The organism is Streptomyces sp. NPDC058579 (genome assembly GCF_042718575.1).
Classification (GTDB): Bacteria; Actinomycetota; Actinomycetes; order Streptomycetales; family Streptomycetaceae; genus Streptomyces.
This window is the reverse complement of sequence record NZ_JBHXPI010000015.1, coordinates 80440-94202: the sequence shown is the minus strand read 5'-3', so window position 1 is coordinate 94202 and position 13763 is coordinate 80440. Positions and strand designations below refer to the sequence as shown.

Genomic DNA, 13763 nt, shown 5'->3' with positions numbered 1-13763 from the left:
CCGCACACCCCCGCTTCGTGGAGACCAGTGAAGATCATCGACCTTGCCGAACAGACCCGGATCCTGGGGCTTCTGCCGGGCGAGCTGGGCGAACTGCGCGCCGAGATCGACGGCGTCCGGGCCGGCGAGATCGCCCGGCCCGTACGGGAGATCGCCCCCATCGCCGTACGCACCCACCACCTGGCGATCCGGTGCCTGCAGCAGCTCGACGCCCTTTCGACCAGCCAGTACGCCGTCATGAAGAACGGGCACGAGAACCTCGCCTCCATGTCGGAGGCAGCCCTGCGGATCTCCGTCGCCGCCTCCCTGTGCACGTACGGCATCACCGGCCGCACCGACGCCCTCCTCTATGAGGACGGCGACCGGACGGCGGACACCAGCCGCAGCTACCTCTCCGAGGCGACGGGAGATCTCGATCGCGCCGCCGGCACCTACCGGGGGCTCGCCCAGAACCTCTCCCGGCGTCTGGCCTCCGCCGCCGCCCGTGCCGAGGACCAGCTCCTGATCGACCGAGCCGCCGCCGAGCGCAGGGTGACGGCCGTGAAGATCCCGACCGCATCCGAACCCCCCGTGCTCCGGGACCGGGGTCGCTGACCCCCTCCGCCCCCTCGGACCGGGCCTTGCCCTCGGTCTCACCCACCGAACCCAGGACACCGATTGGACTCTCCCCATACCTCGGTCCCAAGCCCCGACGACCTCGACTCCCTCACCCGACACCTCCTCTTCACCATGGGCCAGATGAAAGAACACACATGATCGATTCCTCCTCCGGCGAAGCGCCCGGTCCCGTCGCCCAGTCGACGCCCGCGGGCCGGTCCTCGGACCGGCGCACGGCCTGGCCGAAGGACCGGCGCCGGGACCGCTACATGTGGGAACTGTCCCGCGGACAGATCTCCGCGTTCGGTGAGTCCAAGCCACTGGCGTCCTGGGCCGAGGATCCCCGCTGCGTGGTCAACCGCGAAGCCCTGCGGACCCGGCTCGCTCTGGGATGGCTGCCCGAAGACGCCATCACCCGGCAGCGCCACGACAAGCCGGTCCTGGAACACACCTACCAGGGGCGGACTTTGACCCTGCGTGGCTGGGCGGACCAGTCCGGGATCAAGTACCACACGCTCTACAACCGGATCACGAAGTTCGGGATGACCTTCGAAGAAGCTCTGCTCAAGGGAGCCGACGGCCCGGACTTCACCATGCGCATCACGGCCTTCGGCGAGACCAAGCCACTCTGCCACTGGGGGGTCGACCCGCGCGCCAACTGCGCCACCACCACCAACCGGCGGCGCCTCACTCAGGGTTGGGATCCCGAACAGGCCATCGCCGAGGAGCCACAGAACCGCTCGACCCTGGGCTCCGGCACTCCCCACAGGGCCTACGGCCTCAGCATGGGGCTGGAGGACTGGGCCCGGCACACCCAGATCCCCGCCGGCACCCTGCGCAACGCCATGACCCAGCACGACCAACCTCTGGAATCCGCCCTCCACGCCCTCGGCTGGAGCCCGCACGCCGAGCCCTACGCGGTGCACGACCTGATCAGCATCACCGCCGACCAGCTCCGCCCGGGCGACCGAGTACTCGGCGTCACAGCCGACGACTCCCCCGTGCCCGTTCTTACGGTACGAAGGGCCCCCGCCCCCGAGGACCCGCAGTCGGCCATCCCGTCCCCGCCGCCTGCAGCTCAGGCCCTCTCACGCCCGGCACGCCCCTCCATCGCCCCAGCCCTCCGCCGCTGACCCGGGCGGCCCGACGACCGGAGCCGGCCCCGATAGTCCGATGCGGAAGTTCCGGCCGCCCCCTCACCACGCCCCAGCGACTCCGCCCCCGCCGTACGCCGCCAAGGTGACCACACAAGGAGATCTTCCTGTCCAGCAACACCCGCGCACTCGCCCTCTACGACATGGCCGGCCAGGTCGAGCGCCTCCGGTTCCAGCTGCGGACCCTGCCTCCCCCACCCGCGATCCCGGCCGTGAACAGCGTCTCCGCACGCGTCGACGATCTGGCCAGAATCACCACCGCCGTGAGCGCCCAGATCAACGACTGCTTGTCCAACCTCATGTCCGGAGACTCGACGAAGGCTGCACTCCAGGCGTACAGCAGCGCCCTCGCCCCGCTGGGCGAGGCGCTGACAGAGCTCGGCCGCATGCACACGGAGATCTCGCAATACCACTTCACCACCCACCCCGCGCGACGTGACAGCCCGTTGGACCTGGAGCTTCCTCGCCAGCAGGTCAACGAGGTGGTCTCCGGCTGCTGGGAGGCAGCTGACGAGATCCTCGAAGTAGCGGCCATCGAACTACGGGACCCTGCGTCCAAGTTGATGCCCACTCCTTCACGCCGCCGGCCCGATGCTCCCGGTCGTGCGCTCTCCACCACCAGCTCCGGCCTGGCCTCGATTCCACCCGGGCCTCCCGCCGCCACACCTCGCGTAGCGAAGGGCCGCTGAAGCGTCCGCACTCCCCCCTGAACAGGACCGTTCTGAACGGAGGTTCTCTCACGTTTTCCGACACCCCGACCGCGCACGACGTCGCCCGTGCGCTCGCCGACCAGATCCGCCCCGGCGCCGCGCCCCGTGACGTGACCGTGAGCTTCGGCGTCCGTCGGCAGGCAGCGGCCGACTACAACTACCGCTCCCGCGGCGGTCCGGTCACAGGCTTCGCCCAGGTCATCCACGCCGCGCTCTTCGGACTGCCCGCAGAGGACGATCCCCTGCCGACCGCCCTGGACGAACTCCTCCAGGCCACTCACACCGCGACAGCACGCGACCAGAAGGTCGCCATTCTGCGGCAGGTCGCCGAGCAGATGCGCAACGCCGCGGAGATCATCCAGCGTTACCAGTACCGGGCCCAGTGGGACCAGCTCCCCGACAACGCCGCCGACCACCTCCGCGAGGCCCTCGACCAGGCCCAGTTCATCGCCACGACTCTCGACCGCGTCGCGCCGGCCTTCGAAGCCGAGCCTGCGGGAACCCCGCCCCCTAGCTGGACCGCCGCCGACTCCGAAGCCCGGGGCCGGACGGAGCCGATCAGCCTCACCAGCAGCCGCTCCGGGCCCGGCGCCACCCCGCTGCCGATGCCTCCCCTCGGCGGTGGGAACGGACGGCAGCGATGACGACCGCACACGCAGCGGATCGAGAGTGGGTGGCGGACGATCCTCCTGCCTCCGTTCTCACCCCCGCCAGTCAGACCACGCGGTTTCGGGACCACCTCGCTGCCCTGCAGTTCGGTGAGCCCAGTGCCCCGGCCAGGGCCCTGGATCTTGCCGAGCGCGCCGCCGCCCTCCGCCAGGCCGCGGAACCATCCGGTCCCTGGAGTCTCGAGGCTGGGTCCTGCGCGAAGCGCGCCACCCCGTACCCGGTTCTCGGTCGGTCCGCCTCCACCTGACCGACTCCGGATGCTTCGCCCTTGCATCGCGCCTCGGCCGGGCCCCTGCCGACACGCGTCCTCGCGCCACGGCTGTCCAGCCCGCTCGGGCACCCAATCGCTGACTGCCGAGAACCCCTCCGGCGCCCGGTTGCGCCTCCTCGCCTCCCTGGCTCCTCACCCCGCACCGCCCTCCGCGCTCGCCAGTCCTTACGCGGCGCCCCTCCTCCACCCCGCACAAGGAATTTCCATTTCTCGCTCGCTCTCCCCCGCCCCCCAGTTCCGCGCCCTGTCCCTCGGTGCCGGAATTCAGTCCAGTACGCTCCTCGCGCTCTCCGCGGAAGGGATCCTCCCCAAGGTCGACTACGCGATATTTGCCGACACCGGCTGGGAACCCGAATCCGTCTACCGCCACCTCGACCGCCTCGAAGAAGAGATAGCAACCCCTGCCGGGATACCGATCCTCCGCGTCTCCTCGGGCAATATCCGCGAGGACGCCCTCAACCCCGATCACCGCTTCGCTTCGATGCCGCTCTACATCCTGAACAGGGACGGCCGACCTGGGATGACCAGGCGCCAGTGCACCGGTGAATACAAGGTCAAGCCAATCAAGAAGACGATCCGGAAGCTCCTCGGATACCCGTACCCGACCCGCGTACCGAAGGGGGTGTTCGTCGAGCAGTGGATCGGCATATCCACCGACGAATTCCACCGCGCCAAGGACGCCGACGTCCAGTACATGCGGAACCTGCACCCGCTGATCGAGATGGACTGGTCCCGCTCGGACTGCGTCCGCTACCTTACCTCCCTCGGCCTCGCCGATACCCCGAAGTCCAGCTGCCTCGGGTGCCCATTCCACGGCAATGCCCAGTGGCGGCACATACGCGACACCTCCCCTACCGAATGGGAAGACGTCGTGGAATTCGACGCCGCCATCCGCAAGGGCAACGCGCGGGCCAACGCCACCGGGAACAAACTGCTCGGCGAAGCCTTCCTCCACCGCTCGCGCGTCCCCCTCGACCAGGCCCCGATCGACCATGTCACCGCCGCGGAGCGTGCGGCGCTGGGCGAGGACGCGGCCTCCGCGCTGGAGGACGGGGTCGTCAACGGCTGTTCACCTTGGTCGTGCCGCAGCGAAGCCGACGCGGTCCAGGACGACTTCGGGCTGACGGCGTGATCACGGGCCGGGATCTCGTGATCGACCTGTTCGCCGGCCCAGGCGGTTGGAGCGTCCCCCTACAGCGCTTCGGGATCCGGGACGTCGGCCTGGAGTGGGACGAGTGGGCGTGCAAGACGAGGGCCGCCGCCGGCCTGCTCACCATCCGCACGGACGTCGCGATGTATCCGGCCGGGATCTTCGCCGGGCGCACGCGCGGCTTCATCGCCTCCCCGCCGTGCCAGGCGTGGAGCATGGCGGGGAAGCGTCTGGGGCTGGTTGACCAGCCGCTCGTGCACCAGGCAGTGGCCGATCTCGCCGCCGGCCGCGACACCCGCGAGAAGCTCCTCGGCGCCTGCCGGGATGAGCGGTCCCTCCTGGCGGCAGAGCCGATGCGCTATCTGCGTGCTCTCGCATCGGTGGGCGAGCCGGACTGGGTGGCGATGGAGGAGGTCCCCGATGTCCTCCCCCTGTGGAAGCAGTACGCCGCGATCCTGCGGTCCTGGGGCTTCTCCGCCTGGACCGGAATCCTCAACTCGGCCGACTACGGGGTTCCGCAGACGCGCAAGCGGGCGATTCTCCTCGCCTCGCGCGTCCGAACTGCCGAACCCCCGCCGCCGACGCACGCCCGCTTCGCCGAGCCGGAGACCCTCTTCGGGCCCAGTCGCGAACGGTGGGTGTCCATGGCCGAGGCACTCGGATGGGGCGCCACCGACCGCCCCGTACCGACCGTCTGTGCCGGTGGTGGACCCGGAGGTGGCCCCGAGCCCTTCCCGTCCGGCGCCCGCAAGACGCTGACCGACGCGCGCGACCGCGGGACTTGGGCTGAGCCCCCGAGGCCCGCGGACGTCGTCCTCAAGCCCCAGACCCGCGGCGCGGGTTGGACGGCCAGGCACGGAACTCGCGGCGACAGCCCGGCCTCCGGCCAGGCCCCGACGTGCACCAGCAAGGCAACCCACTGGACCTGGGCCCTGCGCAGCAACAACCAGTCCAACGCGACCGTCCGTCCGGTGTCGGAGCCCGCGGGCACGCTGTTTTTCGGGCACCGGGCCAACGAATGCACCTGGGTCGCCCACCCGGACCACGTCAAGGCCCAGGAGACGCCGGCGCCGATCCGGATCACCGCCGCCGAGGCCGGCACCCTGCAGACCTTCCCCGCCGATTACCCCTGGCAGGGAACCAAGGGTGCGCGGTTCTCGCAGATCGGCAATGCCGTCCCGCCCCGGCTCGCCGCACATCTCCTCGCCCCGCACCTCGACCGCACGCTCACCGCCGACGACTTCACCCTGGCCGCCTGATGCACCCCACCCCCGCCACCGATGCCGAGGATCTGTACGAGCCGACCGAGCGCCCGCCACTCCATTACGCCGAGCAGGCGCTCCTTGGTGCTGTCCTCCTCCAGCCGGCGCTCCTTCCGGCCGTGGAGGACATCTGTCCCTCGTCCTTCGACAGCCCCGTCCACGCCGCCGTCTTCGCCGCGATGCAGGAGGTCTCCGCGCCGGAGGTGATGGCCACCAGCGCCGGGCTCAACTGGCTGACCGCGGTCCTGGCCAAGGCCCGGCCGCAGGCGCCGGGCCTGACCCCCTCCTACATGCACACCCTCATCTCCGCCTGCCCCCAGCCCCAGCACGTGGCCGCGTACGCCGTCGTCATCCGCGCCGAGCACGCCCGGCGCACCATCTGTCTCCACGCCGAGCAACTCGCTCAGGCCGCCACGGACATCACCGTGCCGGACCGGCCGCGACACACTCTCACCGCCGCCGACACCCTCGCCACTCACCTCGATCACCTTGCCGAACGGTTCCCCTCCCACGCCCGCCCTCTCCCCCGCACCCCTCTCCCCCGCACCCCTCTACCGCCGGCCCCTCGGCCGGCCGAGCGCGACGAAGATCGGGAGGCCGAGCAGTGGCTGCTCGCCTGCGCCGTGTCCCGGCCGGAACAGGTTCAAGGGATGCGCTGGCTGACCGCTGACGACTTCCTCGACCCTGTCCACGCCGGCCTGTGGCAGGCCGTGACCGCGCTGACCCACCGCGGAGATCCCGTGGACCCGGTCACGATGCTGTGGGAGGCCCAGCAGCGCGGCCTCCTGGCCACCGGCATCGCCCCGGACGACGTGATCGCCCTGCTGTCGGAGCCCGTCGGCTCCGCGGACTACTGGGGCGAGCGACTGCTCGAACGGAACCTGCTCACCCGAGCCCTCCTCGCGGCCCGGCAGATCACCGCCTACACCGCGGACCCGGCCAACACCGTGCACCAACTCGTCACCGGCAGCCGCCGCGCGCTCGCCGACCTGCACAACGTCCGCAGCCGTTGGCAGACCGCCACCCGTCCCCTCCCGGCTTCCCCCTCATCCGCTGAATCCACCACCAGCCCACGAGCCGGCCCGCGCAGTCCCCTCACCACCCAGCGCGCTCCCGTCCCCACCCCGGCCCGGCAGCCCACCGCCGGCCGAGTCCCGTAGCCGAAGGACCTCGATGCCCCACGCCCCTGCCAACGCCCACATCCGCTTCACCCTGCACCCCGACCATCATCCCGGCGTCATCGCCACCACAAGCGGACCGACAGCCGACGCCGCACGCTCCCACCTCCACGACCTCGGCTGGCGCAGCACCAGCCCCACCACCATGGTTCTCGCCCGCATCGACCGCGACGAGCCCCACTACGCCGGCATCGCGGCCCAACAGCTCCAGCGATACGGCTTCACCGTCGACATCGCACCCGGCCTCCAGGACGAGATCGACACCGAGTGGGAATGGGGCAACTACCACTTCCCCTGGTGCACAACGGAACAAGTCCGCGAAGTGAGCGCTGAAGCCCAGCGCATCCACGACGACATCGCCGAAGGTCGCCTCGTCGTCCACCTGCACGCCGACGACGGACAGAACACCGTCGCCGTCGGCAGCTACACCACCGGGGTCGTGCGCCACGTCCACCTCCACGGCGAGAACCATGTCCGGCAGGTCACCTCCACGTTCGAGAGCGAGACGGAGGCGATCGCCGAGTTCCACCGGCTGTACTCCGTCGCCGTCCGCCCCGGCCCCGCCCCACTGACCGGCCTCGAACGCACCGTCCGCCAAGTCCTCACAGGAGAAACGCTGGCCGCTCCCCAAGAAGTCGTGATTCCCACAACCGAGCCACCGGCCGCCGGCCCCGGCGAGCACGAATCCTTCCTCCAGGCTTTGTTCGAAGACGCCCCGCAGTGGGAGAAGTACCGGCCATTCGACGAGACAACGATCGCTGTCCACGAATCCCTGGCATTCCGGGCCGAGTTCGACCATGAGGCCCGTCATCGAGCCGACGTCGCCTGGACGATCGCGGAGTACGACGGCCCGGTCGGCGAACGTCTATGGCACGCCACGATCACCGCCGGCACCCCCGTCGGGCTGATCGCGACGATCCTGCAGCACCTCGATTCGCCGCCGGTCTGGTTCGGCGAAGGCCCCCACGAGATCCTGCGTGCCGCCGGATGGCACCTCGCGAGCCACCCCGCCCACACCAGCTGGACGGCAATCGGCCGCTCGATCGCCTTCGACCACACCCCGCACTCCACGACCAACCGCTGGATCCTCCACGGCGGCGACAGCATCGACCACGCGACCTGGACGATCCGGTTCTCCACCGGCGTCTCTGAACACCTCCTGGCCGAACTGACCTCAACGGCCACCGAACTCGCCCCTGCCCCCACGTCGAACCCGGCGCCGGCCCCGATCATGGCAACCGCACCCCGGCTCCCGCCCACTCTCGCCCAGCCTCGCGTACATCGCCGCTGACAGCGGGCTGGCGCCCGCGTCTCGGGATTGGCTGCCCTGGTTTCTGGAACAGGCACGCTGAGGAGACCCATGCAGGAGGTCTGCATCCCGGCTCCCACTTCCCTCCATCGAGTAACCGCATCAGGCGTCACCACCCGTACGAGGGACAGGGTGGCGGGCCGGACCGGAACTCGGTCACGATGCCTGGATGCAGGATGACGAACCACTGGAAGAGTGGGCGCGCCGACGGGCCGAGCGCAGGGCAGCCTCGATGGGCAAGCAACGCGCGGTGTCACTCGGCAACGGCCCTCACCGCGGGGCCCACGTCGACCCAAGCGCGCCGAGAGCCATCGAAGAGTGGACGGGCACGGAGTGGCAGGTGGTCGGCGTCGTCGAGAACCTGGCCGCTGCCCAGTCGCTTCTGTATCCGCCTCCGCCCGAGCAGGCGAAGCCTGAAGAGTGGGACCGGCCAGCGATGGGCAAAGGCCGGGGTCGACACCGAAAGCCGACCTCGGCGGAGGAGCGGGACCATTAGACAGGCCAGCGCCTGGCGGCGGGAATGTGCGCGCACCAGCATCACTTCGCGAAGAGCGCTGCGGGAGCAGGTGGTCGAGCGCCTAGCGTGTGCGGCATGAAGATGCTGATCATCGGTGGCAGCGGATTCTTAGGAACAGAACTGCTGCGCCAAGCACAGGGGCGGGGGTGGAAGGCAGATGCCTCGTATCATTCCCGCCCCGGCGTTACTCAGGCAGGCGCCTGGCACCAGCTCGACGTCCGAAGTCGCGCGCAGGTGGAGGCCCTCCTGACTACGGTGGCGCCTCGCGTGGTGATCAACGTGACGAGTGGCGGTGCGGACTGGGCAGTCACCGCGGACGGCTCCGTGCACGTCGCCATGGCTACCGCGAAGCTCGGAATCCGCCTGGTGCACGTCTCCTCCGACGCGGTCTTCTCCGGTATCGGCAGAGCTCGGTACGACGAGACCTGTACCCCCGACCCGATCACCCCGTACGGGGCCGCGAAGGCCGCCGGCGAGACTGCCGTACGGCTTCTGTGCCCGGACGCAGCTGTCGTCCGCACCTCTCTGATCGTCGGCGACGGAGATTCTGAACATGAACGGGTGGTGCACGAGCTAGCCGCCAACGAGCGGGAGGGTGCTCTGTTCACGGATGACGTCCGCTGCCCCGTCCATGTCGCCGATCTCGCGTCCGGCCTGTGGAAGCTCGCGGCCTCGGATCAGGTCGGCGTCTTCCACCTCGCCGGCGCCGACGCCCTCAGCCGCTACTCGCTGGGCGTGCTCATCGCCCGCCGGGACGGCATCTCGCCCTCTCTGCTGCCCGCAGGCCGTCGCGCGGACACTCGGCTGCCGGGTGCGCTGGACGTGCGCCTCGACAGCCACGCCACACAAGACCGACTGGGCATCAGGCTCCGCGGCGCCCGGGAATTCCTCGGCGAGAGGTGACAACAGTGGCCCGCCCAGCAGGTGCAAGCGATCCTACTGGTCACGCTGCTGCGTGGTGGCATGGTCCGCGCGCGGCGAAAGATACCCCGGATTCCCCGGTTAGCCTAACCGGGGAATCCGGGGATGATGGTTTTTCCACCGCCACTTCCTGCCCGACCGTCGAAAGGCTGCCTCACGAAGAAGAACCGACTCGAGCCTCGCAGCTCTAAGACCGTTGCGCATTCACATGGCTGTTCACGCTCCCGCGTAACTGGCCCGGAACAGGTCCAGGGCACGCTCCAGGTCTCGCTCGGTCCGCAGTCGTACCTCAAGGTCGCCTGTTCCGTGGTGACCCAAGCCCCGCACGCTCCTGACGAAATCAGGGACGAGGTCAACCTCGGCGGGGTCGAGCGAGAGGTACACGTGGACCTTGGTTCGCTGCGGCGGGCAGATGCTCGCGAAATTCTGCAGCCGCCGATAGGCGCTGTAGTGCTTGCGCTGCACCTTGGTGATGCCGTCGCCGAGGCCGAGGAGGACATCGTCCGCCGCTGCCGCCAGCTCGGCGATCTGCTCGCACCACACCCCCACCGGCTCGGTGCGCCGCTTCCGCCTGCCATGCGTCGGCCGCCCGGTGGCAGCGGCCAGAGCCTCAAGGCCGATGAGGCCGGTGCCAAAGAAGCGGTAGCGAACCAGGTCGATGCTGCGCCAGTGCTCACGTACGGCATGGAGGTCGTAGCGGGTGTAGTCGCCGGCCACGCAGATCAACCGGGGCTCGCTCCAGAGCACCCGGGCCGCGGCGTCCGACCCGAGCCTGTCGCGGACCAGCTGCTCAAACTCGCTGCGGTGGTCCACGAGCCAGCTCAGATAGAAAAGCCCCTGGTTGATCACGCCCGGATCCGTTCCGCGCTTGTATTCGACCACAACGGGAGCCCCGTTCACGTCGAGCCCAAGCGAGTCGATGCGGCCGGCATGGACCGGTCCCGTGCCGTACTCGGATGCCAGGAACCGTACCCCCAACAGCGCCCCCATGTTCGCCTCGACAAGGCGCTGCACGTCCGCTTCGGCCTCAGCAAGCCGTGGTGCGAGCTCACGCACGTCCCCGTGCGCCGTCTTGAACAACCGCAGCTCCGACACCTCCCCTCTCCGTGGATGGCCCCAACGCACAGCACCGCAGGCATATTTCCCCACGAGGAAGTAACTACAGAGCGTGGCGGGTCGCCGTTGACCGTGGACGCAGCAAGAGACGAAGCGCAACGGGTAGCCGCACAGCAGAAAGCCGCCCTTCCAACCGGTATGACATCCGGGCTGGAAGGGCGGCTTTCTGCTGATGACGGCACGTCAGAAAACGAGCCGCGCGTGCGTCAGACGTGCGTCAGATATGCGTCAAGATATCGCCCGCAACGCACGTAGCGCCCATAATGCACACTCGACAAACCCGCAGGTCAGCACCCCTTATCGGCAGGCTCAACGATCGCGACGCACTCCACGTGGCGGGGTGCGAGGTTCACTGTCCCCCGTATGACTACTCACACGGTTGGAGGCAAATCCTGTTCTGCCCAGATGGTCTTTCCTGTGGCGGAAGGGCGTGTTCCCCAACGGCGAGCTATCTGCGCGATAATGAAGAGGCCCCGCCCGCCCTCGTCGGTCGTTCTGGCGTGACGCAGGTGCGGGGCCGAGCTACTCTCGTCGGAGACTTCACAGATGAGGAGGAGGGAGCGGACGAGTCGAAGCCGTATGGTCCCGGCGCCGTACCGGATGGCGTTGGTGACCATCTCACTGACGATGAGTTCCGTCGTCATCTGCAGATCGTCCAGGTCCCAGGCATCCAGCTTGTCGTTTACCAGGGTACGGGCCTGGGAGACGACGGCGGGGTCCCTCTTGAGTTCCCACTCCGCTGTCTGGTCGGCATCCAACGCTCGCGTTCGTGCCATGAGAAGGACCACGTCGTCACTGGGCGGAACCGCGGGAAGGCCGTTGATTACTCTGTCGCAGATATCTTCGAGGAGCCGGCCAGCAGCGGTGAGTTGTCGGACAAACCGATCGAGTCCCGGCTGCGATTCCCAAGTGTATGCATGCAGCAGTCCATCGGTGTACAGGACAACAAGCGTATCGTCCGGCAACTCCAACACCGTGCTCTCGAAAGGCAGCCCTCCAACTCCGAGGGCCGGGCCGGTCGGCAGTTCGGGCACAACGACCGTGTTCCCTGGGCAGATGAGTACGGGCGGCGGGTGGCCTGCGGTGGCCATGGTGCACTGCCGGCTGACCGGGTCGTAGATCAAGCACAGGCATGTGGCACCGAGACTTTCCGTCTCGGGCGGGGTGCGGTCGGCCAACCGCAGCACGAGATCGTCAAGTCGGGCGAGGATCTCGTCGGGAGGCAGATCCATCGCGGCGAGGGTGTGCACGGCGGAGCGCAGTCGTCCCATGGTCGCCGCTGCCTGGATCCCGTGCCCGGATACGTCGCCAACGACCAACGCAGTGCGGGAGCCGGACAAAGGAATCACATCGAACCAGTCACCGCCGACGCCGACCTGAGCATGGGCCGGCAGGTAGCGGCAAGCGATCTCCAGCGTCGTTTCCCCCGCGAGGTCGTGCGGCAGAAGGCTGTGCTGAAGAGCTACCGCCGCGGAGTGCTCACGGGTGTACCGCCGCGCGTTCTCCAGGCAGAGCGCGGCGCGCGCCGCAATTTCCTCCGCCACGAAGAGGTCGTCGTTGTCGAAGGGGCTTTCCAGGTTGTGGCGTACGAAGACGGCCACGCCCAGCATCATTTCGGTGACGCGCAGTGGCACTACCATCGCCGAGCCCGGACGGTTCGATCCGGTGCCGGAACCAGTGTTCCCGACCGGTAGCATAATGAGAGCGAGTTCGGACTCGGAAGCGAGGACGGGACGGCCGGTGGCCTGGATTCCCACTACCGAGCTCGGTGCCTTGTACGTGACCGGTTCGCCCATGGATGGCATCACACGCCAGCAGGTGGGTTCGGAGCACAATTGACCTGCTCGCATCAGAACGACATCCTCGCCGGTTGTTTCTCTGACCGGGTCTTGGCCTGTAACAACCCAGTCCCACAGATCGACCGTGCAGCAGTCAGCCGCACCCGGCACCACCAGGTCACAGACCTCCTGAGCGGTGCGCAAAGGATCCAGGCTGCGCCCCAGTCGGCTTCCTGCCTCGTTGAGCAGCATCAACCGTGTTCTCGCTCGCCAGTGGTCGGTGACGTCCAGTGTCATGAAGCCCAAGCCAGTGCTGCCGGTCACCGCATCCTCGAGACGGAAGGCAGACATGGCGAAAGCCCGGTCGTGGAACGGATCCGCCTTCACGCGCCCGTGGTAGATGTGGTTGATTACAGGTTTTCCTGTTTTGAGCGCTCGCTGGAGATAGGCGTGTGCCTCTGGGAGGATCAGCCCTGGTTGGAGTTCGCCCCAGCGACGCCCAATAGCCTGCTCCCTGGTGACTCCCCCGCCACGCTCCAACGCTCCGTTTACCCACACGTAGCGAAGATCATTGTCCAGCACGGCTATGGCGACCGGTGACTGTACGAGGAAGTCCTCGTACAGTGAGGACAGCATGCCTGGTCGAGACCAGGGCCAGGCCAGGGTAGCCGTGACGAGCCAGTACATCTGCTCGGTAGGGAGCGCCAGCCGGGAAATGCCGGTTGCGACCCGGACCTCGTGCCCGTCGCGGTGCCGCAGTGGCAACACGCCACGCCACGATACCGTTCCTGTCCGCTCAGTCACTGCCGACAGCGCTTCTGGCGTCAGCGCCGAGGCTGCGAGCAGATTGTCCGCACGCCGTCCCATAGCCGTGCGCTCTGTATGGCCGAGTACTTGCTGCGCCCCCGCGCTCCAGCCCGCAACGACTCCCTGGGCGTCCAACAGGATGACCGCCACATCGAGAAGCCCTGCCGACGCCGCCGCCGCATGACTGGTTCCTCTGCCGGAGGTCGTCATGCTGGATCCTCCGCTGCGTTCAAGGAGCCTCTTCAGCCTGGACCGCCTGTAACTCGGCGAACCCCCCTTTGACCTGTACGTCTACAGTTGGCGTCACCCGATAGGTGGCCAACT

Annotated in this window: 12 protein-coding genes; 10 read left to right on the top strand and 2 right to left on the bottom strand. The window is 68.5% G+C overall.

Annotated features, from left to right (window positions below; all coding sequences use genetic code 11):
- Positions 1-27: 27 nt before the first annotated feature.
- From ACFWRO_RS19295 to ACFWRO_RS19250, 10 genes are all read left to right on the top strand, one after another.
- A complete protein-coding gene (locus tag ACFWRO_RS19295) occupies positions 28-594 on the top strand; it encodes a hypothetical protein (RefSeq protein WP_384511702.1) in 567 nt (188 codons plus the stop codon).
- A 158-nt stretch (positions 595-752) separates the two neighbouring features.
- Complete coding sequence (locus ACFWRO_RS19290; protein WP_384511700.1) at positions 753-1730, top strand: hypothetical protein; 978 nt, start codon at positions 753-755, stop codon at positions 1728-1730.
- Between the two features lie 164 nt (positions 1731-1894).
- On the top strand, positions 1895-2440 hold the full coding sequence (locus ACFWRO_RS19285) for a hypothetical protein (protein WP_384511698.1): 546 nt from the start codon (positions 1895-1897) through the stop codon (positions 2438-2440).
- A gap of 131 nt (positions 2441-2571) precedes the next feature.
- Positions 2572-3105, top strand: coding sequence for a hypothetical protein (locus tag ACFWRO_RS19280; RefSeq protein ID WP_384511696.1), 534 nt, complete (start codon positions 2572-2574; stop codon positions 3103-3105).
- A gap of 558 nt (positions 3106-3663) precedes the next feature.
- Entirely contained in the window at positions 3664-4533 is an 870-nt protein-coding gene (locus tag ACFWRO_RS19275) for a hypothetical protein (protein ID WP_384511831.1), read from the top strand.
- A complete protein-coding gene (locus ACFWRO_RS19270; protein ID WP_384511694.1) occupies positions 4530-5810 on the top strand; it encodes a DNA cytosine methyltransferase in 1281 nt (426 codons plus the stop codon). Before ACFWRO_RS19275 ends, ACFWRO_RS19270 begins: the two co-directional genes overlap by 4 nt.
- The gene (locus ACFWRO_RS19265) at positions 5810-6973 is read left to right on the top strand and encodes a DnaB-like helicase N-terminal domain-containing protein (protein ID WP_384511692.1); all 1164 of its coding nucleotides are present in this window, start codon (positions 5810-5812) and stop codon (positions 6971-6973) included. The genes ACFWRO_RS19270 and ACFWRO_RS19265 overlap by 1 nt, the downstream gene beginning before the upstream one ends.
- A gap of 13 nt (positions 6974-6986) precedes the next feature.
- Positions 6987-8282 (top strand): DUF317 domain-containing protein, encoded by a 1296-nt coding sequence (locus ACFWRO_RS19260; RefSeq protein ID WP_384511690.1) that lies wholly within the window; start codon positions 6987-6989, stop codon positions 8280-8282.
- A gap of 187 nt (positions 8283-8469) precedes the next feature.
- Complete coding sequence (locus ACFWRO_RS19255; protein WP_384511688.1) at positions 8470-8796, top strand: DUF6087 family protein; 327 nt, start codon at positions 8470-8472, stop codon at positions 8794-8796.
- 96 nt (positions 8797-8892) lie between these two features.
- Positions 8893-9720, top strand: a complete 828-nt coding sequence (locus ACFWRO_RS19250) for an SDR family oxidoreductase (protein WP_384511686.1) — start codon at positions 8893-8895, stop codon at positions 9718-9720.
- A gap of 234 nt (positions 9721-9954) precedes the next feature.
- On the opposite strand, the gene ACFWRO_RS19245 is transcribed toward ACFWRO_RS19250, so the two are convergent.
- Together ACFWRO_RS19245 and ACFWRO_RS19240 are read right to left on the bottom strand one after the other, a co-directional pair.
- Positions 9955-10833, bottom strand: a complete 879-nt coding sequence (locus ACFWRO_RS19245) for a transporter (protein ID WP_384511684.1) — start codon at positions 10831-10833, stop codon at positions 9955-9957.
- A 392-nt stretch (positions 10834-11225) separates the two neighbouring features.
- Positions 11226-13649 carry a SpoIIE family protein phosphatase gene (locus ACFWRO_RS19240; protein ID WP_384511682.1) on the bottom strand — a complete coding sequence of 808 codons (2424 nt, stop codon included), beginning with the start codon at positions 13647-13649 and terminating at the stop codon, positions 11226-11228.
- Positions 13650-13763: the final 114 nt, after the last annotated feature.